The organism is Mesorhizobium sp. M1A.F.Ca.IN.020.04.1.1 (assembly GCF_003997315.1).
In the GTDB taxonomy this organism is placed as follows: Bacteria; Pseudomonadota; Alphaproteobacteria; order Rhizobiales; family Rhizobiaceae; genus Mesorhizobium.
In genome coordinates this window covers 1-20,614 of sequence record NZ_RZSN01000095.1, presented here as the reverse complement: position 1 = coordinate 20,614, position 20,614 = coordinate 1, and the positions used below count along the sequence as shown (strand labels likewise).

Genomic DNA, 20,614 nt, shown 5'->3' with positions numbered 1-20,614 from the left:
TGGCAATCGCCAACGCGACGGGACTGGTGCCCGACGTGCCGGGCATGCACGGCCCTACCGCGACGCTAGAAGAACTAGCTAGCGTGCTCTGCCCGCGCGAGGATGGCGGCGTGCTTCATCGCAAGGGCGTTGTCGACTATTCGATCGGCAAGGGCGTCGCGCCCGGCGTGTTCTGCATCATCGAAACCAAGCATCCGCGCGTGCTGGAGCGCATGATCGACCTCAAGGTCGGCAAGGGCCCCTATTTCACGATCTTCCGCCCTTATCACCTCACCAGCCTGGAAGTGCCGCTGTCGGCGGCGCGCGCCGTGGTCTACAAGCGCGCCGACATGGAACCGCTCGATCATCCGGTGGCCGAGGCGGTGGCGGTGGCCAAGACCAGTCTCGGCACCGGCCAGTCGCTCGGCATGATCGGCGAGAACGACTACCGCGGCTTCGCCATGACTTGGGATGACGCGCGAGCCAAGGGCGCGCTGCCGCTCGGGCTTGCTGAACGTGCCAAGGTGGTGAAGCCGGTCAAGGCCGGCGACTTCCTGACCTATGAAAACTGTGTACCCGACGATTCGATGGTGATAACCCAGATCCGCCGTCGTCTCGACCAGTCGGACGGACGGTTCGTAACCAACGCGGCCTAAAGCGCGTCGCGCGGAATCGGATCTAGGCGACGCGCTTTAGGTCCTTTTTTATGCATGTCGTTTTCGCAAAACCGCTGCACACTTTTGCGCGACATGCTCTAACCTTCCGGATCCCAGCCTGATGGACGATGTGGTAATCGGGATCGACGCCTCGACGACCGCCGTGAAGGCGATTGCTTTCGCGCGCGACGGCTCGGAGCTTTTCCAGGCACGCGAGACCTATCCGCTTTCCAATCCGGCGCCCGGCCATTTCGAGCAGGACGCCGAGCATTGGTGGGCGGCGCTGCTGTCGGCGCTGCAGCAAGTCGCCAAGGCGATCGATGCCTCACGCGTGAAAGCCATCTCAATCGCGCACCAGCGCGAGAGCTTCACGCTGATCGACAACGCCGGCAAGCCGCTCATCCCCGCCATATTGTGGCTCGACGAACGCGCCCGCCGCCAGGTGGCGCGGCTTTCGGAAGAACTGGGCCGCGAGGCGATCCGCGACTGGAGCGGCAAGCCGCCGGACCCGACGCCGGCGCTCTACGCTTTGGCCTGGCTGATGGAGCACCGGCCGCAGGCGCTGGCGGAAGCGGCCGCGCTGGTCGACGTGCACGCGTTCTTGGTCCACCGGCTCACCGGGCGACTCGTCACCAGCACGGCGAGCGCCGATCCGCTCGGCCTGCTGGACATCGCGCATGGCGTCTGGCACCCGAGGCTGGTCGAGGCGGCGGGACTGCGGCCGGAGCAACTGCCGGAGCTCGCAGCCCCTGGCGCGGTCAGCGGCACGTTGTCGGAAAGCATCGCGGCGGCGATCGGCCTGAAGGCCGGCACGCCGGTTATTGCGGGCGCCGGAGACGGCCAGGCGATGGGCCTCGGCATGGGAGTCTACGGGTCCGGCAAAAGCTATCTGTCGTTGGGCTCAGGCGTCGTCAGCGGAAATTATTCCGGCACGGTCACGACGTCGGATGCATTCCGCACGCTGGTTTCGCCGACCGGCTCCGGCTTCATGCTGGAGACGGTGCTGCGTTCCGGCATGCAGTTGGTCGACTGGATCGTGCGCACCACCGGCGCGCCTTCGGCCGCGGTGCTGGAGAAGGCTGCGAAGGATGTCGCGCCAGGCAGCGACGGATTGCTCGTCATGCCCTATTGGGCCGGCGTCATGAGCCCTTACTGGGACGGCTCGGCGCGCGGCGCCATCGTCGGCCTGTCGCTCGCTCACGAGCCAAGGCATCTCTTCCGCGCGGTGCTGGAGGGCGTAGCGCTGGAGCAGGCGATCGCCACCGAGGCGATGGAGGAACAGACCGGCAAGGCCGACGCGATGATCGCGGCCGGCGGCGGCACCAATTGCGCACTGCTGATAGAAATCATGGCGAGCGTGCTCGAGCGCCCGCTCTTCGTCTCGCCGGTCAACGAAGCAGCGGCGCTGGGAGCCGCCATGCTCGCGGCCTCGGCAATCGGCTGGTTCGCGTCACCGGAAGAAGCGGCAAAGGCGATGGCGGCACGGCCGGCACGCCAGGTCGATCCTGTCGAGGCGCTTGTTCCGACCTACCGCGCACGCAAAGAAGTCTATCGTGATCTCTATCACGCGACACGCGATATCCACACGCGGCTCGGCGCGATTACCGGAACTACCGGCTAAGCAGCCCCTTGGCCGCGTCTTCGTCGGTGATCAGCACCGAGACCTTCGTATTCGCAAGTGCGGCGCGCATGACGGCGATCTTCTCCCGCCCGCCCGACACCAGGATGGTGGTCGGAATGTCGGAGAGATCCTGCAGCGGGTAGGCGCAGACGCGGCGGTTGACCTCATGGTCAACGATGCGGCCCTCGGCATCGATGAAGTGGCAGAGGATATCGCCGACCGCGCCCGCCGCCTGCAATTCCTCCAATTCGCTGGGCTTGATGAAACCGTAATTGGCGATCGGGCTGTCGTTGGAAAAGGAGCCGACGCTGAGCACGGCGATGTTGGCGCGCCGCGCCCTAAAGACCACATCCTGGACGCTGCGCTGGCTCATGAAGGCATCGCGCTGCTCCGGCCTGTCGGCATAGACGGGCACGGGCAGCAGATAGCATTCGGCGCCGATCTTCTCAGCGAATTCCCAGGCGCTCTCGGTCGGATTGAGCGGCTGCGCATGGGTGAGGCCGCCAAGCATCGAGACCACCGTGGTCCTGGCGATCGGCCGCCTGGGCAATTCGTTGATGGCGAATTTCAGCGTCCTGCCCCAACCCAGTGCGATAACGTCGCCCGCATTGACGTTGTCGGCGAGATAGGCGGCGGCGGCATGGCCGATCATCAGCGGCGCGTTGCTCCTGTCGGCAGCCGACGGCACGACCACCGCCTGGCTGAGGCCGAAGCGCTGCTTCAGGCGTTCCTCCAGCTGCACGCATTCGACGACGCTGTCGCGAATGCGGAACTGGACGACGCCCTCCTCGCGCGCGGCCGACAGAATCCGGTGCACCTTGATACGGCCGACGCCGAGGATCTCCGAGATCCGCTCCTGCGTCAGCCCTTCGACATAATAGTGCCAGGCGGCTCGGGCCTTGAGCTCGGCATCCGGAAAACGCGAGACCTTGTCGTTCTCGATCACCGCCATGCTTTATGCCTCCGTATGCGCTCGACTTCCCTATGGCAAACTGTCGGTTCACGCAAACTGCCGCCGAATGGCTGCGCGGCACTTGACAATTTTCTGATGAACGTTTTAGCTGAACAAAATTGCAGATCAAAGATAAATTGTTCACAAGGGAGGATGCCTGGTGAACAAGAGCGGAAGGCAAGGCACGCCTAACCGCTGACGGAGGAGACGAAGTGGCCGTGAGCAACGAGACGAGCGAGTTGAAGGCTGGCACCGGCGCCGCGCAGGCCGCTTCCGGTACGAAGCTTTCGGCGCTGTTTGCCGGAACGATGGGACCGCTGATCGGGCTGGTGCTGCTGTGCCTGGCGCTGGCGCTGACCACCGACACCTTCCTGACGGTACGCAATATCCTCAACGTGCTCGACCAGGTGACCGTCCTCGGCATCATGGCGATCGGCATGACGCTGGTCATCCTGATCGGCGGCATCGACCTTTCCGTTGGCTCGGTGCTGGCGCTGGCCTCGATGGTGATGGGCTATGTCGCCTATCCCGACTATCTCAATCTCGGCGTCCCGGCGGGCATCGCCGCGGCGCTCGTCGTCGCCGCCCTCTGCGGCCTGGTGTCGGGCCTGCTGGTGACGGTGACGAAACTGCCGCCCTTCATCGCGACGCTTGCCATGATGTCGGTGGCGCGCGGCCTCGCCAACATGATCACCGACGGCTCGCAGATCGTCGGCTTTCCCGACTGGTTCACCAACCTCTCGATCGTGCGCCACTTCGGCTTCCTGTCGGTCACCGTCGGGCTGATGATCGTGCTGGCGATCGTCTTCGCCATCTTCCTCAATTACCGCGCCACCGGCCGCAGCCTCTACGCGATCGGCGGCAGCGCCGAGGTTGCCCGCCTCTCCGGCATTCCGGTGAAGTCGCTGACCAACTGGGTCTACGCAATCTGCGCACTGCTGGCGGGACTGGCCGGCATCGTGCTCGCGGCCCGGCTCGATTCCGTGCAGCCGAGCTCGGGCGTCGGCTACGAGCTCGACACGATCGCCGCGGTGGTGATCGGCGGCGCCAGCCTTTCCGGCGGCATCGGCTCGATCGGCGGCACGGCGATCGGCGTCCTCATCATCGGCGTGCTGCGCAACGGCCTCAACCTGCTCGGCGTGTCACCCTTCATCCAGCAGGTGGTGATCGGCGTGGTGATCGCGCTGGCGGTTGCCACCGATACCTGGCGGCGGCGCCGCCCATAGGAATTCGCCCGGATGTCCGGGCGGAACGGATCGGTCGATCCGAGACTGGGACTGTCCGGCCGAGGGCGCCGCGATGCGCAGGCGGACAGATCGAACACCAACGGAGGAAAAACATGCTGACCAAACGTTCACTGCTGCTTGCGGCCGCGGCCATCGTCCCGCTGCTCGGCCTGTCCGATGCCGCCTCGGCCAAGGACGCCAAGAAGCTCGGCCTCGCCGTCGCCAATCTGCAGGCGGACTTCTTCAACCAGATCAAGCAGTCGGTCGAAGCCTATGCCAAGGAGAAGGGCATCGAGGTCATCACCGTCGACGCCAAGGGCGATTCGGCCACGCAGGTCAGCCAGGTGCAGGACCTCGTCACCCAGAACATCGACGCGCTGATCTATATCCCGGCCGGCGCCACCGCCGCGACGGTGCCGACCAAGACCGCGAAGGCCGCCGGCATCCCGGTGGTCAATGTCGACCGCAACGCCGACGGCGCGCCCGGCGACACCTTCATCGCCACCGACAGCGTCAACTCGGCCAAGGGCGTGTGCGACTACATCGCCAAGCAGGCCGGCGGCAAGGGCGAGATGGTGATCATTCATGGCCAGAAGGGCACGACGCCGGAAGTCGACCGCTCCAAGGGCTGCGGCGAGGCGCTCAAGGCCTATCCGGACATCAAGGTGGTCGGCGAGCTCTGGAGCGATCAGTGGCACCAGGACGAAGGCTTCAAGCTGGCGCAGGACCTGCTGCAGGCCCATCCGAATGTCTCGATCATCTTCGGCCAGGCCGACGCGCTGGCTCTGGGCGCCGCGCAGGCGGTCAAGGTCGCCAACCCCGACCACAAGGTCTGGATCGCCGGCTTCGACGGCGACGTTGCGGCGCTCAAGGCGCTGAAGGACGGCGTGTTTGACGTCACCGCGACCCAGCAGACGCAGGGCATGGGCCGGCTAGCCGTCGATTCGGCCATCAAGATCGTGGCGGGCGAGAAGCTGCCGGCCGAGCAACTGCAGGACGCGACCCTGACCACCAAGGACAATGTCGCGCAATTCATCGAGAAGCATCCGTAAGGCGGCAACCGTTGAGAGAGCGCCACGATGTCCACTGAACCTCGCCATAGCGAAGGCCCGCATAACGGGCTCTTCGTCAACGGCCTCTGCAAGAGCTACGGACCGGTGCAGGTCCTGGCCGATGCGAGCTTCGAGGTGCGGCCGGGCGAGGTCGTGGCGCTGCTCGGCGAGAACGGTGCCGGGAAGTCGACGGTGTCCAACATCATCGCCGGTTCGACCAAGCCTGATGCCGGCACCATCATCTGGCGGGGGAAGCCCTATTCCCCCGCCAATCCCGCCGCGGCCATCGAAGCCGGCGTCGGCATGATCCATCAGGAATTGAAGCTGCTGCCGGACCTATCGGTGGCGGAGAATGTCTATGTCGGGCGGCTGCCTATGCGGGGCGGCCGCATCGACCGGGCAACCATGAACGCGAAGGCCTCGGCGCAATTGAAGCGCCTCGGCCTCGACGTCTCGCCGGAGCGCAAGGTGCGTACGCTGCGCGTCGCGGCACAGCAGCAGGTGGAGATCGCCAAGGCGCTGACGCTGAATGCCGAGCTTCTGATCCTCGACGAACCGACCGCCGCGCTCGGCGGCGAGGAGACGGAGCTGCTGTTCAAGCAAATCCGCAAGCTCAAGGCCGAAGGCATGTCCTTCATCTATATCAGCCATCGGCTGGACGAGATCGCTCAGATCGCCGACCGCGTGGTGGTGATGCGCGACGGCCGCATCGTCGCCCGGCACGAGCGCGCCGACATCCCCGTGCGCACGGTCGTCGAGCAGATGGTCGGACGCAGCGTCGAACGCATGTTCCCGAAGCTGTCGGCGCCGGGCACCGAGACAGTGCTCGAAGTCGAGAACCTGTCCTCGCCGGAGCGTAGCTTCAACAATGTTTCGTTCGCGGTGAAATCGGGCGAAATCCTGGGCATCGCCGGGCTGATCGGCGCCGGCCGCACCGAACTGGTCAGGGCGATCGCCGGCGCCGATCCAATCTCGTCCGGCGCGGTGCGGGTGGCGGGCCAGCCTGTTCATCTCAGCGGCCCCGCGGCGGCGATCAGGGCCGGCGTCGTGCTGGTGCCGGAAGACCGCAAGGAACAGGGCGTCGTATTGGAGCAGACGATCGGCGAGAACCTCGCCATCGGCAATTTCGATCATGTCGCACCGAAGGGCTGGGTGTTTCCCAAAGCGGTTCAGAGGTTCGCCGAGGCCGGCATATCGAGGCTCGGCGTCAAGGGTCGGCCGAACCAGGCGGTCTCAAAACTTTCCGGCGGCAACCAGCAGAAGGTGATCATCGCCAAATGGGTGTCGCGGCCGCCCAAGGTGTTCATCCTCGATGAGCCGACGCGCGGCATCGACGTTGGCGCCCGCGCGGCGATCTACGATGTCATCGCCGACCTTGCCCGCTCGGGCATGGCCGTGGTGGTGGTGAGCTCGGATCTCGAGGAGGTGCTGGGGCTTTCGCACCGGGTTCTGGTGCTGAGCCGCGGCCGCCAGCGCGGCATCCTCGATCGCGACGGAGCAAGCAATGTCGCCGTGATGGAACTCGCCACGAGCTGAGGGCACGGCAGATGGGAATAAAGCGCAGCAGGTGATAGCCTCCCAAGCACCGGACCGCGCGGGGCGCCAGCAGGGCTGGCGCCCCTTCTTTCAGGGAGAGGGAGAAAGATGAAACTGTTCGATATTGATGGCGACGTGGCGCTGGTGACGGGCGCCGGCAGCGGCATCGGTCAAGCGATCGCCATCGGTCTGGCGGAAGCCGGCGCCGATGTCGCCTGTTTCGGCCACAGCTCGAAGGGCGGGCTGGAAGACACGGCCGACAAGATCAGGGCGCTCGGCCGCAAGGCGCTGGTGCTATCCGGAACTGTCACATCGCAGAGCGATCTCGCGGCAGCGGTCGAACGCGTCGAAAAGGAACTCGGCGCGCTGACGATCGCGGTCAACAATGCCGGCGTCGCCGGTGCCGAACCCGCCGAGACGCTGCCGATGGAGAAGTGGCAGAAGCTCTACGACGTCAATGTCAGCGGCGTGTTCCTGTCCTGCCAGGCCGAGGCGCGCGTCATGCTGCCCCGGCGCAAAGGCTCGATCATCAACATCGCCTCGATGTCCGGCTCGATCGTCAACCGCGGCCTGACGCAGGCGCACTATAATTCGTCCAAGGCGGCGGTGATCCACATGTCGAAGAGCCTCGCCATGGAGTGGGCCGATCGCGGCCTGCGCGTCAATGTGGTGAGCCCCGGCTACACGCTAACGCCGATGAACAAGCGGCCGGAGGTCGCCGAGCAGGTCAAAATCTTCGAGCGCGACACGCCGATGGGCCGCATGGCGACGCCTGAGGAAATGGTCGGGCCGACCGTGTTCCTGGCGAGCCGGGCCGCGAGTTTCGTCACCGGCATCGACCTCATCGTCGATGGCGGCTTCGTCTGCTGGTAGGAGAAAGAAAAAGTGCAGAAGCGTTTCGAAGGAAAGACGGCAATCGTCACAGGCGCCAGCGGCGGTATCGGTGCGGCCATGGCGAAGCGTTTCGCGGCGGAAGGTGCGGCGGTCGTGATCAGCGCCATTGATCCGCGCGTCGACGAGGTTGCCGCCGGCCTTAAGACTGCGGGCGCGAAGGTCGCCTCGATGCGCATGGACGTGACGAAGAAGGACGAGGTCGAAGCGCTTTACGATCTCGCCGAGAATGAATTCGGTCGAGTCGACATTTCGGTGCAGAACGCCGGCGTCATCACCATCGCCAAGATCGAAGCGTTGACGGAAGCCGAGTGGGACAAGGTGATGGCGGTGAACACGAAAGGCGTGTTTCTGTGCTGCCAGGAAGCGATCGCGCGCATGCGCAAGCACGGCCAAGGCGGCCGGCTGATCAACACCGCGTCCGGCCAGGCGCGGCAGGGTTTCATCTACACGCCGCATTACGCCGCCTCGAAATTCGGCGTTGTCGGCATCACGCAGAGCCTGGCCAAGGAAGTGGCCAAGGAAAAGATCACCGTCAACGCCATCTGCCCCGGCATCATCGACACCGACATGTGGGCCTATAACGACACCGCATGGGGCCAGCTGCTCGGCGACTACAAGCCGGGCGAGCTGATGGCGGAATGGGTGAAGAACATCCCGATGGGCCGCGCCGGCAGCGGCGAAGACGTCTCGGGCCTCGTCAGCTTTCTCGCCAGCGATGACGCGGCCTACATCACCGGACAGACCATCAATGTCGACGGCGGCCTGATCATGTCGTGAGAAGGCCTGCGATGCGTTGAGTGACCGCGGCGCCAGCCTCGCTGCGACCCAGGCAGCCGGGTCGCGACAGCCGATTTCATCGCAGGTTCTGCGACATAAGACGGCTTGCCGCCGTGATTGCACTCCTGTATCGCCACCGAATATGTTCACCTCGAGTGAAATAAATCGGCGGAAAGTTGAGGGGCGCCATGGCGAAGAAGACGACCGACACCAAGCCTTCCGGCGCGAGCGACCAAGCCAAGCCGTTGCCGAAGAGCGTCTCGGCGGACGGGCGAACCGTGCGAACCATCCGCGCGCCGCTGACGCAGAATCCGCACGCCGTCCGCGACACGCGCGAGAAAGTGCTGGAGGTGGCGATCGGCCATGAGGTGCGCGCCTTCCGCAAGAAGCTCGGCATCACCGTCGCCGATCTCGCGGCCGCCACCGACATTTCGTTGGGCATGCTGTCGAAGATCGAGAACGGCATCACCTCGCCGTCGCTAACCACGCTGCAGGCGCTGTCGCGGGCGCTCGGCGTGCCGGTCACGGCCTTCTTCCGCCGCTTCGAGGAAGAGCGCGCCGCCGTCTTCGTCAAGGCCGGCGAAGGCGTCGACGTCGAGCGGCGCGGCACACGCGCCGGCCACCAGTACAATCTGCTCGGCCATATCGGCGCCAACACCAGCGGCGTGGTGGTCGAGCCCTATCTGATCACGCTGACCGAGGACTCCGACGTGTTCCCGACCTTCCAGCATGCGGGTATGGAGTTCCTCTATATGCTCGAGGGCGAGGTCGTATACCGGCACGGCAGCAATCTCTATCCGATGAAGCCGGGCGACAGCCTGTTCTTCGACGCCGATGCGCCGCATGGGCCGGAAGAACTGACACAGCTGCCGATGCGCTATCTCTCCATCATCTGCTATCCGCAGAACAGCACGACCTGACCAACCCGAACCCGGACATCGTCGGTGACGCATTCGTCGAAGGTCCGACCTCGCGAAGCATTTCCGTGGCATTTCCACCAGCTCGTGCCGGCGCTGTGCCGTCCGCGGTAATTTTCCTGCAGGCAAATAGTTTTATCCACAGGCAATCCTGCGGCGGACCCCCAAACCGTTTACCGAACGGAAAACCGGCTTGACAACTTCGCGGTTCGGGCAGAACTTATGAAAAAAATTTCACTCTGTTGAAAGAGTGGACGCTCGGTCGATTGCGGGGCCGGACGTCGAGAAAAGGGGAAAAACCGATGTCCGACCTTAAGCAGCGCATCGAAGCGCTGTACCGTTCCGACGTGCGCGGATCCGTGCTCCTGATCGTCTGCCTTTGGGCGACGATCCTCTTCGTCCTCTTGATGACCTGGGCCTACATCCCCGACAGCGGGATCAAGCTCGTGGTGGTGATCGCCGCGGCCGCGGTGCTGATCTTCAACACCGCCGCCATCCTGGCGATGCTCAACCACTACAAGGAAGACAAGGATTTCATCTACGGCCTCGACATCAAGAACGCCGATGCGTTCCGCAACCGCCAGTCCTGAAGGGAGAAAGCATGTCCCGCTACATTCCGCCGGAGCAGAGCAAGGCCGGTCAGGTCTTCGACATCGCCGTCGTCGTCGTCGCCATTTTCGTGGCGCTTTGGTTGCCGCTGAAACTCGGCCTCGCGGGTGCTGCGAAATCGATCGACGTGCTCGACGCCAAGACCTGGGAAGCGCTCGGCCAGAACGCGACCATGGCCTCGATCTGGGAAAAGCTCGGCTACACGCCGGAGACCGCCCACGACATCATCCAGAACCGCTTCCACTACATCATCGACTGGCCGACGCTGATCATCATGGCGGTGGTGCTGATCGCCTATTTCGTCTTCCTGTTCCGCGCCTCCGATCGCGAATATCGCGAGGTGATCAACGAGAAGTTCGACGGCAAGTAACCCGGGAACACGATCATGTGGATGACAGTCTCTTACGCATGCTGGGGCATCTCGATCCTGCTCGCGCTGTGGATGCTCTACGACTGGTTCAAGGTCGACACGACCTATTCCGAAGAGACGCTGACCTCCTCGCGCGAAGGCGAGCTTGAAGCCGTCTCCGAAAAGCACCGGATCTGAGTGGAGCCTCACCAATGACAGTCGCGGTTGAAACGAGAGAAACGGTGGTCCACGGCGACCGCGTCTCGCTGCTACGCGTGCTCGGCCCCGCCCATGTCTGGGCGCTCGGCGTCGGCATCGTGCTGGTCGGCGAGTTCACCGGCTGGAATTTTGCCGCCGACAAGGGCGGCGCGCTCGCCGCGCTGATCGTCTGCTGGGTCGTCGGACTGCTCTACACCTCGGTCGCGATGATCGATTCGGAAGTGACGTCGACGGTCGCCGCCGCCGGCGGCCAGTACGCGCAGGCCAAGCACATCGTCGGGCCACTGATGGCTTTCAACGTCGCGCTGTTCCTGGTCTTTGCCTACACGATGCTCGAAGTCTCGGATGCGATCCTGCTCGGCGACACCATCGTTGCCAAAGCAGGTGTCGAGGGATTGACCCACAATTCCTTCATCGCCGCCACCATCGTCGTGCTGGCATGGCTCAACTATCGCGGCGTGCTGATGACGCTCAACGTCAACTTCGTCATCACGGCGATCGCCTATATCTCGATCGTCATCCTGTTCTTTTCGGTCAGTCCATGGACGCAAGGGGCGGTGCTGAAGCTCAACGAACTGGTCACTCCCGGCAACGCGCTGCCCTATGGCTGGATCGGCGTGATCGCCGCCTTCCAGTTCGGCATCTGGTACTATCTCGGCATCGAGGGCACCACGCAAGCGGCCGAGGAAGTGCGCTCGCCGGCGCGTTCCCTGCCCTACGGCACGATGGCCGGCATGATCACGCTTCTGATCGCCGCCGCCATGACCTGGTATGTCTGCGCCTCGCTGATGCCGTGGGAATATCTCGGCATCACCTATTATCCGCTCTGGGACGCCGGCAAGCTGACCGGCAGCCCGCTGCTCGAGAACCTGCTCTTCATCGCGACGCTGCTTGCAGCCCTTGCCTCGGCCAATGGCTGCATCAATGACGCCGCCCGCGCCTGGTTCTCGCTCGGCCGCGACCGCTACCTGCCGAGCTGGTTCTCGGCGGTGCATCCGAAGTATCGCACGCCCTATCGGTCGATCCTGTTCCTGCTGCCGATCGCGCTGGCCTTCGCCTTCATCGCCGATCTCAACCAGGCGATCACCTTCTCGATCCTGTCGGGCGTGCTGCAATACACCTTCATGAGCATCAACATCATGATGTTCCGCAAGAAGTGGCCGCTCGGCTCGATCCGCCGTGGCTACACGCATCCCTTCCATCCGCTGCCGGCGATCGTGCTGTTCTGCCTGTGCGTGGTGACCTTCTTCGCCATCTTCCTCGGCTTCGGCTCGCAGCTGATCGCGATGATCGCCTTCTACTTCCTGATCTCGCTGTGGTTCCACTTCTACCGCTACAAGTTCGTGCGCCGCGGCGACCAGTTCACCATGCCCTGGCCGAAGCCGCAGGGCTATTGAACGGAAAAAGACCCGCCGCCTGGCGGCGGATCTTGGCGTGTCGAGATGTCTGAGTTGACGTCAATCTTGTTTGCCGGGGCGATCGTATTTGCGGTCGTCCTTCACCTTGCCTGGCTTGCGCGCTCCAGCCGCAACAGGGCCAGGGCGGCGCTCGCCGACGACGAGGCCGCCATCCGCGCCGTTATTCGCGACGCGATCGACGTCTCCGGCGGCACGGCCGGCGTCGCTACCTGGGCGGGTTCGCACAAGGGCGAGCGAGCGCAGGTGCGTACCATCGTTGACACGCTCGCGACCAGAAAGCTTCCCGCGCGCTGGCTCAGCGTGTCGATCACCGAGCCGGTGGCGGTGCCGGGCGTTTTCGACATGATGATGCGGCCGGGATCGCCGACGAGCTTCTCCAATTTCGACCATCTCGAACACACGCTGCCGAAGACGGCGGCGTTCCCCGACGAGGCGGTGCTGCGGACAGACCGCAAAGGCATCGTCTTCCCGCAGGAGGTGATCGCCGCGCATGCCGGGATATTCGGCGAAAGCCGCGCCAAGGAATTGCTGATCACGCCGAAGGGCGTGCGCATCGTGTGGCTGCTGGCCCAGGCCGATCGGGCGCGCTACGGTGTGTTCCGGCAAGCCGCTTTCGGCGACGCGAGGCTCGATCCGACATTGATCGAAAAACTGCTCGAAGCCGCATCCTCGATTCGCGACGCGATCAACCAGTGCGAAAGGCAGGCCGCATGAGCAACGCCACCGAACCCGCCGCCCGGCCTTCGAACCCTTATTTTGTCCTGGCCTCCGCGATCGTCCTGCCGGGCAGCGGACATGTCATGCTCGGCTTGCCGGCGCGGGGCCTGCAGTTCCTGTTCTTCATGGTGATCCTCGGCTGGGTCACAACCAAGGTGGCGCCGGCGGATGCCAGCTTCATCGGTCGCCATGCCGGCGGGTTCCTGATCTATGCGTTGTCGATCCTCGATGCCTACACGATAGCGCGCGTTCGCCACGCGATATGGGCCCACGGCCATCCCGACGGCGACAACGCTACAGGCGGCGCGAGAACGGAAATATAATCAGAGGAAAATTTCTTTCATGCCATTGAATTCGCGGATTTCATTCGGTACACCATCTGGAAGCCACAAACGTCGGAGGCTGACATGTGCGGAATCGTCGGACTTTTCCTCAAGGACAAGACGCTGGAGCCGAAGCTCGGCGCGATGCTGTCGGAGATGCTTATCTCGCTCAGCGACCGCGGTCCGGACAGCGCCGGCATCGCCATCTATGGCGCGGCGACCGGCAACGAGGCTAAGATCACCGTGCAGTCGCCGAAGCCCGAGCGCGATTTCCGCGGCCTCGACGTCGAGCTCGCCAAGGCGGTCGGCGCGCCGGTGAGCGTCGCGGTGAAGTCGACGCATGCGGTTATCCGCACCACGCCCGACAAGGTCGACGCCGCGCGTGAGGCGCTGCAGTCGCTTCGGCCCGATATCCGCATCATGGGCGCCGGCGAAGCAGTCGAGATCTACAAGGAAGTCGGCCTGCCGGAAGCCGTCGTCGATCGCTTCGACGTGCGCTCGATGACCGGCACGCATGGCATCGGCCACACCCGCATGGCGACGGAGTCGGCGGTCACTACGATGGGCGCGCATCCCTTCTCGACCGGCGCCGACCAGTGCCTGGTGCACAACGGTTCGCTCTCCAACCACAACAATGTCCGCCGCGAGCTGGTGCGTGAAGGCATGACCTTCGAGACGGAGAATGATACGGAAGTGGCGGCCGCCTATCTCTCCAACAGGATGGCGCATGGCAAGAATCTCGGCGAAGCGCTCGAAGGCACGCTCTCCGACCTCGACGGCTTTTTCACCTTCGTCGTCGGGACCAAGAACGGCTTCGGCGTTGTGCGCGATCCGATCGCCTGCAAGCCGGCCGTGATGGCCGAGACCGACCAGTATGTCGCGTTTGGCTCGGAATATCGCGCGCTCACAAAATTGCCCGGCATAGACAATGCGAGGGTCTGGGAGCCGGAGCCCGCAACGGTCTATTTCTGGGAGCATTGAGTTCATGCCTGCAACACCCATGCCGAAGGCGCAGCGCGAGCAAGGCCATGCGAGGGTCTTCGACCTCGCAGAACAGTCGCTGCGCGAGCTGAACCAGGCGCTTCATCAGCTGACCCCCGGCTCGAACGAGACCGCTTGGGAAGTGCTCAACCCGAAAGGCAGCCATTCGGTCGCCGTCGGCGTCGACCAGCCGATCAGCATCGATGTGCGCGGCAGCGTCGGCTATTACTGCGCCGGCATGAATGATGGTGCCGCGATCACCGTGCATGGCTCGGCCGGCCCCGGCGTCGGCGAGAACATGATGTCCGGCTCGATCGTGGTCAAAGGCGATGCCAGCCAGTATGCCGGCGCCACCGGCCGCGGCGGGCTGCTGGTCATCGAGGGCAATGCTTCCTCGCGCTGCGGCATCTCGATGAAGGGCATCGATATCATCGTGCACGGCAATATCGGCCACATGTCGGCCTTCATGGCGCAGTCCGGTAATCTGGTGGTGCTGGGCGATGCCGGCGACGCCCTGGGCGATTCCATCTATGAGGCGCGGCTCTTCGTGCGCGGCAAGGTCGAAAGCCTGGGTGCCGACTGCATCGCCAAGGAGATGCGGCCCGAGCATATCGAACTGCTGCAGGGCCTGCTCGACAAGGCCGGCGTCACCGACGTCGAAGCTTCGGAGTTCAAGCGCTACGGCTCGGCCCGGAAGCTCTACAATTTCAATATCGACAACGCCGACGCGTATTGAGGCAAGATGACCTACCGCAACCCGCCGACGACGCCACGCAAGTCCGCGACCTTCGACGACTACACGCTTTCCGAAATACGCCGCGCGGCCGCGACCGGCATCTATGACATCCGCGGGGCCGGCGCCAAGCGCAAGCTGCCGCATTTCGACGACCTCCTGTTCCTCGGCGCCTCGATCTCGCGCTATCCGCTTGAAGGCTATAGGGAGCGCTGCGACACCAGCGTGGTGCTGGGCTCGCGCCACGCCAAAAAGCCGATCGAGCTGAAGATCCCGATCACCATCGCCGGCATGAGCTTCGGCTCGCTCTCCGGTCCGGCCAAGGAAGCGCTCGGCCGAGGCGCGACGCTTTCCGGCACCTCGACCACTACCGGCGACGGCGGCATGACCGAGGAAGAGCGCGGCCATTCGAAGACGCTGGTCTACCAATACCTGCCGTCGCGCTACGGCATGAACCCGCGTGACCTGCGCCGTGCCGACGCGATCGAAGTTGTCGTCGGACAGGGCGCCAAGCCCGGCGGCGGCGGCATGCTGCTGGGACAGAAGATCTCCGACCGCGTCGCCGAGATGCGCACGCTGCCCAAGGGCATCGACCAGCGCTCGGCCTCGCGCCATCCCGACTGGACCGGCCCGGACGATCTCGAGATCAAGATCCTGGAGCTGCGCGAGATCACCGACTGGGAGAAGCCGATCTACGTCAAGGTCGGGGGCGCCCGTCCTTATTACGACACCGCGCTTGCGGTGAAGGCCGGCGCCGACGTCGTCGTGGTCGACGGCATGCAGGGCGGCACCGCCGCGACCCAGGAAGTATTCATCGAGAACGTCGGTCAGCCGACGCTCGCCTGCATCAGGCCGGCGGTGCAGGCGCTGCAGGACCTCGGCATGCACCGCAAGGTGCAGCTGATCGTCTCCGGCGGCATCCGCAACGGCGCCGATGTCGCCAAGGCGCTGGCGCTCGGCGTCGACGCGGTGTCGATCGGCACCGCCGCACTCGTGGCGCTTGGCGACAACGACCCGCGCTGGGAGACGGATTACAACGCGCTCGGCACCACGGCCGGCGCCTATGACGACTGGCACGAAGGCAAGGACCCGGCCGGCATCACCACGCAGGATCCCGAGTTGATGAAGCGCGTCGATCCGATCGCCGCCGGTCGGCGGCTCGCCAACTACTTGAAGGTGATGACGCTCGAGGCTCAAACCATTGCCCGCGCCTGCGGCAAGAACAGCCTGCACAATCTCGAGCCCGAGGACCTGGTCGCGCTCAGCATCGAAGCAGCCGCCATGGCCGGCGTGCCGCTTGCCGGCACCAACTGGATACCGGGGAAGAACGGCTTCTAGGACACACCATCCAGGACCACATAAGCGAGGAACTATAATGGGGAACGATCTCGCCGCATTCGCCAAGGAGAACGGCGTCAAATACTTCATGATCTCCTACACCGACCTGTTCGGCGGGCAGCGTGCCAAGCTGGTGCCGGCGCAGGCGATCGCCGACATGCAGAAGGACGGCGCCGGATTTGCCGGCTTCGCCACGTGGCTCGATCTCACGCCGGCGCACCCCGACATGCTGGCGGTGCCGGATCCGGATTCGGTGATCCAGCTGCCGTGGAAGCCGGAGGTAGCCTGGGTGGCGGCCACGTGCGTGATGGACGACAAGCTCGTCGACCAGGCGCCGCGCAACACGTTGAAGCGGCTGATCGAAGAGGCCGCCCGCGACGGCATGCATGTCAAGACCGGCATCGAGGCCGAGTTCTTCCTGATCTCGCCGGACGGCAGCGCTATCTCCGACCAGTACGACACGGCGTCGAAACCCTGCTACGACCAGCAAGCGGTGATGCGTCGCTACGACGTGATCGCCGAGATCTGCGACCATATGCTGGCGCTGGGCTGGGGTCCGTACCAGAACGACCATGAGGACGCCAACGGCCAGTTCGAAATGAACTGGACCTTCGATCACGCGCTGGCGACCGCCGACAAGCACTCTTTCTTCAAGTTTATGGTCAAGTCAGTTGCGGAAAAGCATGGGCTGCGCGCGACTTTCATGCCCAAGCCCTTCCAGGGCCTGACCGGCAATGGCTGCCATGCGCACATCTCGGTGTGGGACGAGACCGGCAAGACCAATGTCTTCGCCGACAATTCGGAGGAGCTCGGCCTGTCCGCCAAGGGCAGGAACTTCCTCGGCGGCATCATGAAGCATGCTTCGGCACTTGCCGCGATCACCAACCCGACGGTCAATTCCTACAAGCGCATCAACGCGCCGCGCACCATTTCGGGCGCGACCTGGGCGCCGAACACCGTGACCTGGACCGGTAACAACCGTACCCACATGGTGCGCGTGCCGGGACCGGGCCGCTTCGAGCTGCGTCTGCCGGACGGCGCCGCCAATCCCTATTTGCTGCAGGCAGTGATCATCGCTGCCGGCCTCGACGGCATCCGCTCGAAGGCCGATCCCGGCAAGCGCTACGACATCGACATGTACCAGTTCGGTCATACCGTGACGGATGCGCCGAAACTGCCGCTCAACCTGCTCGATGCGCTGCGTGAGTTCGACAAGGACAAATCGCTGAAGGCGGCGCTGGGTGAGGAATTTTCGTCGGCATATCTAAAGCTGAAGCAACAGGAATGGAATTCCTATGCTTCGCACTTCACGCAGTGGGAGCGCGACCACACGCTGGACATCTAAAGCCCGTCGGCCGTGCAATCCGATGCGATAGAGAAGAGTCGGCGTGGGCGAGCGGCCTCGGAATGATTTCATGAAATACTCGATCTTCTCGCTCGCCCGTGCCGCCCTCTCCGGCCACAAGACCTGGAAGCCGACCTGGCGGGATGCGGCTCCGAAGGATCGCTACGACGTGGTGATCATCGGCGGCGGCGGGCACGGGCTGGCGACCGCCTGGTTCCTCGCCAACGAGTTTGGCATCCGCAACGTTGCGGTGCTGGAGAAGGGCTGGATCGGCTCCGGCAATGCCGGCCGCAACACCACCATCATCCGCTCCAATTACGGCCTGCCCGGCAACACCGGCTTTTACGAATTGTCGATGAAGCTGTGGGAGCGGATGGAGCAGGATTTGAACTACAACGCGATGGTCAGCCAGCGCGGCGTCATCAACCTCTACCATTCCGACGCGCAGCGCGACGCCTTTGCCCGACGCGGCAACACCATGCGCATCAACGGCATCGATGCCGAGTTGCTCGACCAGGCGGCGCTCAGGAAGATGATGCCGTTCCTGAACTTCGACAATGCGCGCTTCCCGGTGCAGGGCGGGCTGTTGCAGCGACGCGGCGGCACGGCACGTCACGATGCCGTGGTCTGGGGCTACGCGCACGCGGCGAGCGAGCTCGGCGTCGACATCATCCAGAACTGCGAAGTCACCGGCTTCATGCGCGACACCAACGGCAAGGTCTCCGGCGTCGAGACCTCGCGCGGCCGGATCGGCGCCGACAAGGTCGGCATGGCGGTCGCGGGCAGTTCCTCACGCGTCGCGGCGATGGCCGGACTGCGCCTGCCGATCGAGAGCCATGTACTGCAGGCCTTCGTCTCCGAAGCGATCAAGCCGCTCCTGCCCAACGTCATGACCTTCGGCGCCGGGCATTTCTATGTCAGCCAGTCGGACAAGGGCGGGCTGGTGTTCGGCGGCGACATCGACGGCTACAACTCCTATGCCCAGCGCGGCAATCTGCCTGTCGTGGAGGATGTTTGCGAAGGCGGCATGGCGCTGATCCCGATGATCGGCCGCGTGCGGCTTCTGCGCCAGTGGGGCGGCATCATGGACATGTCGATGGACGGCTCGCCGATCATCGACAAGAGCCCGGTCGACGGCCTCTATCTCAATGCCGGCTGGTGCTATGGCGGCTTCAAGGCGACGCCTGGCTCCGGCTTCGTCTTTGCTCATCTCATCGCCCGCGATCAATCGCACAAGGAAGCCGCCCGCTTCCGCCTCGACCGGTTCCAGCGCGGCGCCATGATTGACGAGAAGGGCCAGGGCGCCCAACCGAACCTCCATTGAAGACCCGACCATGCGCATAGTCTGTCCCTTCTGCGGCGAACGCGACCTCGGCGAGTTCACCTATCTCGGCGACGCCAAGCCGCAGCGCCCGCCTGCCGATGCCGGTGAAGACGCCGTCTACGACTACGTCTACCTGCGCGACAACATCGCCGGTGTGATGAGCGAGCATTGGTATCACGGCGGCGGCTGCCGGGCCTGGCTGAAGGTCACGCGCAACACGCTGACGCATGAGATTTCGGCTGTCGAGCCGGCGGCGGGCGCCGGCTCCGCCAAGGTTGGTGCTTGATGCGCGGCAACCAGGCAAACCGTCTGGCCGCCGGCGGCCTTATCGACCGCTCGACGCCGCTGACCTTCCGCTTCGACGGTAAGACACTCTCCGGCTTCCAGGGCGATACGCTTGCCTCGGCGCTCGTCGCCAACGGCGTCAAGCTGGTCGGCCGCTCGTTCAAATATCACCGCCCGCGCGGCATCCTGACGGCGGGCTCAGAAGAGCCCAACGCGCTGGTCGAGCTGCGCAGCGGCGCGAGGCGCGAGCCGAACACCAAGGCAACGACCGCCGAGCTCTATGAAGGGCTCGAGGCCGCCAGCCAGAACCGCTGGCCGTCGCTCGATTTCGACGTCATGGCGGTCAACCAGCTCTTCGCGCCGATTTTCGTCGCCGGCTTCTACTACAAGACCTTCATGTGGCCGGCGAAGTTCTGGGAAGCCATCTACGAACCGGCGATCCGCCGCGCCGCCGGCCTCGGCCGCGCGGCGGGCATTCCCGATCCCGATCGCTATGACAAAGCGTGGGCGCATTGCGACGTGGCGATCGCCGGCTCCGGTCCGGCCGGCCTCGCCGCCGCCCTTGCCGCCGCGCGCTGCGGCGCACGCGTCATCCTGTGCGAGGAGGATTTTGTCCTCGGCGGGCGCTTGCTGGGCGATGGCGGTACGATCGACGGGCTGCCGGCGGCCGAATGGATTGGCCGTTCTCTGGACGAACTCGCGGCGATGCCGGACGTTCGCATCATGACGCGCACGACGCTGTTCGGCGTCTATGACGGCGGTACCTATGGCGCGATCGAGCGCGTCAACGACCATCTATCGGCACCGCCGGAGCATCAGGTGCGGCAGCGGCTTTGGCGTATCGTCGCCAAGCGCTGCGTCGTCGCGGCGGGCGCGATCGAACGTCCCATCGTCTTTGCCGGCAACGATACGCCTGGCGTGATGATGGCGTCCGCCATGCGCAGCTACATCAACCGCTACGCCGCGGCTCCGGCGCGGCGCATTGCGCTGTTCACCAACAATGAGGATGGCTGGCGCACCGTGGAGGCGGCGATCGCAACCGGACTGCAGGTCGCTGCGGTGATCGATGGGCGGCCAGACGTTTCGCCGGCCCGTCGCTCGCTGGCCGGCAAGGGCGGCTTCCCGGTGCTCAACGGCTCAGTCAGTGGCGTCGACGGCGGCAAGAGCGGTGTGCGCAAGATTTCCGTGTCGCTGACCGGCGGCGCGCGCGCCGAAGTCGAGGCCGACGGGCTTGCCGTCTCTGGCGGCTGGAACCCTGTGGTCGGCCTCACCTCCTATCATCGCGGCCGGCCGAAATGGCGCGACGATATCGCCGCCTTCGTGCCGGACGGCGCGCCGCCCGGCACGAAGGCGGCGATATCGT

Annotated in this window: 21 protein-coding genes and 1 pseudogene; 21 read left to right on the top strand and 1 reads right to left on the bottom strand. The window is 64.7% G+C overall.

Annotation, left to right across the window (positions count from 1 at the left end; genetic code table 11):
- Together EOA49_RS19195 and EOA49_RS19190 are read left to right on the top strand one after the other, a co-directional pair.
- Positions 1-635, top strand: a pseudogene (locus EOA49_RS19195) (homoserine dehydrogenase); the annotation flags it as partial.
- Positions 636-756: 121 nt separating this feature from the next.
- Complete coding sequence (locus EOA49_RS19190) at positions 757-2,256, top strand: FGGY family carbohydrate kinase (protein ID WP_127243300.1); 1,500 nt, start codon at positions 757-759, stop codon at positions 2,254-2,256.
- Here the strand turns inward: EOA49_RS19190 and EOA49_RS19185 are convergent.
- A complete protein-coding gene (locus tag EOA49_RS19185; RefSeq protein WP_095800946.1) occupies positions 2,246-3,208 on the bottom strand; it encodes a sugar-binding transcriptional regulator in 963 nt (320 codons plus the stop codon). The genes EOA49_RS19190 and EOA49_RS19185 overlap by 11 nt on opposite strands.
- Before the next feature lie 293 nt (positions 3,209-3,501).
- Here EOA49_RS19185 and EOA49_RS19180 point away from each other — a divergent pair, with 293 nt between their 5' ends.
- The 19 genes from EOA49_RS19180 to EOA49_RS19090 form a co-directional block, all read left to right on the top strand.
- Entirely contained in the window at positions 3,502-4,434 is a 933-nt protein-coding gene (locus tag EOA49_RS19180; RefSeq protein ID WP_245460723.1) for an ABC transporter permease, read from the top strand.
- Positions 4,435-4,547: 113 nt separating this feature from the next.
- Positions 4,548-5,486 carry a sugar ABC transporter substrate-binding protein gene (locus EOA49_RS19175; RefSeq protein WP_095827047.1) on the top strand — a complete coding sequence of 313 codons (939 nt, stop codon included), beginning with the start codon at positions 4,548-4,550 and terminating at the stop codon, positions 5,484-5,486.
- A 27-nt stretch (positions 5,487-5,513) separates the two neighbouring features.
- Complete coding sequence (locus EOA49_RS19170; RefSeq protein ID WP_127241901.1) at positions 5,514-7,022, top strand: sugar ABC transporter ATP-binding protein; 1,509 nt, start codon at positions 5,514-5,516, stop codon at positions 7,020-7,022.
- Positions 7,023-7,130: 108 nt separating this feature from the next.
- Entirely contained in the window at positions 7,131-7,895 is a 765-nt protein-coding gene (locus tag EOA49_RS19165) for an SDR family oxidoreductase (protein WP_127243299.1), read from the top strand.
- Positions 7,896-7,907: 12 nt separating this feature from the next.
- A complete protein-coding gene (locus EOA49_RS19160; protein WP_127240607.1) occupies positions 7,908-8,693 on the top strand; it encodes a glucose 1-dehydrogenase in 786 nt (261 codons plus the stop codon).
- Positions 8,694-8,881: 188 nt separating this feature from the next.
- Positions 8,882-9,613, top strand: a complete 732-nt coding sequence (locus EOA49_RS19155; protein ID WP_127240608.1) for a helix-turn-helix domain-containing protein — start codon at positions 8,882-8,884, stop codon at positions 9,611-9,613.
- A 299-nt stretch (positions 9,614-9,912) separates the two neighbouring features.
- The gene (locus tag EOA49_RS19150) at positions 9,913-10,200 is read left to right on the top strand and encodes a hypothetical protein (RefSeq protein WP_066988933.1); all 288 of its coding nucleotides are present in this window, start codon (positions 9,913-9,915) and stop codon (positions 10,198-10,200) included.
- An 11-nt stretch (positions 10,201-10,211) separates the two neighbouring features.
- Positions 10,212-10,589, top strand: coding sequence for a hypothetical protein (locus EOA49_RS19145; protein WP_067327765.1), 378 nt, complete (start codon positions 10,212-10,214; stop codon positions 10,587-10,589).
- Between the two features lie 15 nt (positions 10,590-10,604).
- Positions 10,605-10,766 carry a hypothetical protein gene (locus EOA49_RS19140; protein ID WP_082953998.1) on the top strand — a complete coding sequence of 54 codons (162 nt, stop codon included), beginning with the start codon at positions 10,605-10,607 and terminating at the stop codon, positions 10,764-10,766.
- A 14-nt stretch (positions 10,767-10,780) separates the two neighbouring features.
- On the top strand, positions 10,781-12,184 hold the full coding sequence (locus tag EOA49_RS19135) for an amino acid permease (protein WP_066988937.1): 1,404 nt from the start codon (positions 10,781-10,783) through the stop codon (positions 12,182-12,184).
- Positions 12,185-12,229: 45 nt separating this feature from the next.
- A complete protein-coding gene (locus EOA49_RS19130) occupies positions 12,230-12,919 on the top strand; it encodes a hypothetical protein (protein WP_127240609.1) in 690 nt (229 codons plus the stop codon).
- Positions 12,916-13,245 carry a hypothetical protein gene (locus EOA49_RS19125; protein ID WP_127214936.1) on the top strand — a complete coding sequence of 110 codons (330 nt, stop codon included), beginning with the start codon at positions 12,916-12,918 and terminating at the stop codon, positions 13,243-13,245. Before EOA49_RS19130 ends, EOA49_RS19125 begins: the two co-directional genes overlap by 4 nt.
- A gap of 84 nt (positions 13,246-13,329) precedes the next feature.
- The gene (locus EOA49_RS19120; RefSeq protein WP_067327761.1) at positions 13,330-14,226 is read left to right on the top strand and encodes a glutamine amidotransferase family protein; all 897 of its coding nucleotides are present in this window, start codon (positions 13,330-13,332) and stop codon (positions 14,224-14,226) included.
- A gap of 4 nt (positions 14,227-14,230) precedes the next feature.
- Positions 14,231-14,962, top strand: coding sequence for a GXGXG domain-containing protein (locus EOA49_RS19115; RefSeq protein ID WP_164746766.1), 732 nt, complete (start codon positions 14,231-14,233; stop codon positions 14,960-14,962).
- A gap of 6 nt (positions 14,963-14,968) precedes the next feature.
- Entirely contained in the window at positions 14,969-16,297 is a 1,329-nt protein-coding gene (locus EOA49_RS19110; RefSeq protein ID WP_066988947.1) for an FMN-binding glutamate synthase family protein, read from the top strand.
- A gap of 37 nt (positions 16,298-16,334) precedes the next feature.
- Positions 16,335-17,642 carry a type III glutamate--ammonia ligase gene (glnT, locus tag EOA49_RS19105; protein WP_066988949.1) on the top strand — a complete coding sequence of 436 codons (1,308 nt, stop codon included), beginning with the start codon at positions 16,335-16,337 and terminating at the stop codon, positions 17,640-17,642.
- A gap of 70 nt (positions 17,643-17,712) precedes the next feature.
- Positions 17,713-18,966 (top strand): sarcosine oxidase subunit beta family protein, encoded by a 1,254-nt coding sequence (locus EOA49_RS19100; RefSeq protein ID WP_127240610.1) that lies wholly within the window; start codon positions 17,713-17,715, stop codon positions 18,964-18,966.
- 10 nt (positions 18,967-18,976) lie between these two features.
- Positions 18,977-19,252 carry a sarcosine oxidase subunit delta gene (locus EOA49_RS19095; protein ID WP_127240611.1) on the top strand — a complete coding sequence of 92 codons (276 nt, stop codon included), beginning with the start codon at positions 18,977-18,979 and terminating at the stop codon, positions 19,250-19,252.
- A partial coding sequence (locus tag EOA49_RS19090) for a 2Fe-2S iron-sulfur cluster-binding protein (RefSeq protein WP_127243298.1) occupies positions 19,252-20,614 on the top strand: 1,363 nt, incomplete at its 3' end. The genes EOA49_RS19095 and EOA49_RS19090, both read left to right, overlap by 1 nt.

What these genes read in the sequence shown, in the direction of transcription:
- EOA49_RS19190 (WP_127243300.1), top strand. Translation starts at nt 757, where the DNA reads ATGGACGATGTGGTAATCGGGATCGACGCCTCGACGACCGCCGTGAAG.
- EOA49_RS19185 (WP_095800946.1), bottom strand. Translation starts at nt 3,208, where the DNA reads ATGGCGGTGATCGAGAACGACAAGGTCTCGCGTTTTCCGGATGCCGAG.
- EOA49_RS19175 (WP_095827047.1), top strand. Translation starts at nt 4,548, where the DNA reads ATGCTGACCAAACGTTCACTGCTGCTTGCGGCCGCGGCCATCGTCCCG.
- EOA49_RS19170 (WP_127241901.1), top strand. Translation starts at nt 5,514, where the DNA reads ATGTCCACTGAACCTCGCCATAGCGAAGGCCCGCATAACGGGCTCTTC.
- EOA49_RS19165 (WP_127243299.1), top strand. Translation starts at nt 7,131, where the DNA reads ATGAAACTGTTCGATATTGATGGCGACGTGGCGCTGGTGACGGGCGCC.
- EOA49_RS19155 (WP_127240608.1), top strand. Translation starts at nt 8,882, where the DNA reads ATGGCGAAGAAGACGACCGACACCAAGCCTTCCGGCGCGAGCGACCAA.
- EOA49_RS19150 (WP_066988933.1), top strand. Translation starts at nt 9,913, where the DNA reads ATGTCCGACCTTAAGCAGCGCATCGAAGCGCTGTACCGTTCCGACGTG.
- EOA49_RS19145 (WP_067327765.1), top strand. Translation starts at nt 10,212, where the DNA reads ATGTCCCGCTACATTCCGCCGGAGCAGAGCAAGGCCGGTCAGGTCTTC.
- EOA49_RS19140 (WP_082953998.1), top strand. Translation starts at nt 10,605, where the DNA reads ATGTGGATGACAGTCTCTTACGCATGCTGGGGCATCTCGATCCTGCTC.
- EOA49_RS19135 (WP_066988937.1), top strand. Translation starts at nt 10,781, where the DNA reads ATGACAGTCGCGGTTGAAACGAGAGAAACGGTGGTCCACGGCGACCGC.
- EOA49_RS19130 (WP_127240609.1), top strand. Translation starts at nt 12,230, where the DNA reads ATGTCTGAGTTGACGTCAATCTTGTTTGCCGGGGCGATCGTATTTGCG.
- EOA49_RS19125 (WP_127214936.1), top strand. Translation starts at nt 12,916, where the DNA reads ATGAGCAACGCCACCGAACCCGCCGCCCGGCCTTCGAACCCTTATTTT.
- EOA49_RS19120 (WP_067327761.1), top strand. Translation starts at nt 13,330, where the DNA reads ATGTGCGGAATCGTCGGACTTTTCCTCAAGGACAAGACGCTGGAGCCG.
- EOA49_RS19115 (WP_164746766.1), top strand. Translation starts at nt 14,231, where the DNA reads ATGCCTGCAACACCCATGCCGAAGGCGCAGCGCGAGCAAGGCCATGCG.
- EOA49_RS19110 (WP_066988947.1), top strand. Translation starts at nt 14,969, where the DNA reads ATGACCTACCGCAACCCGCCGACGACGCCACGCAAGTCCGCGACCTTC.
- glnT (WP_066988949.1), top strand. Translation starts at nt 16,335, where the DNA reads ATGGGGAACGATCTCGCCGCATTCGCCAAGGAGAACGGCGTCAAATAC.
- EOA49_RS19100 (WP_127240610.1), top strand. Translation starts at nt 17,713, where the DNA reads ATGAAATACTCGATCTTCTCGCTCGCCCGTGCCGCCCTCTCCGGCCAC.
- EOA49_RS19095 (WP_127240611.1), top strand. Translation starts at nt 18,977, where the DNA reads ATGCGCATAGTCTGTCCCTTCTGCGGCGAACGCGACCTCGGCGAGTTC.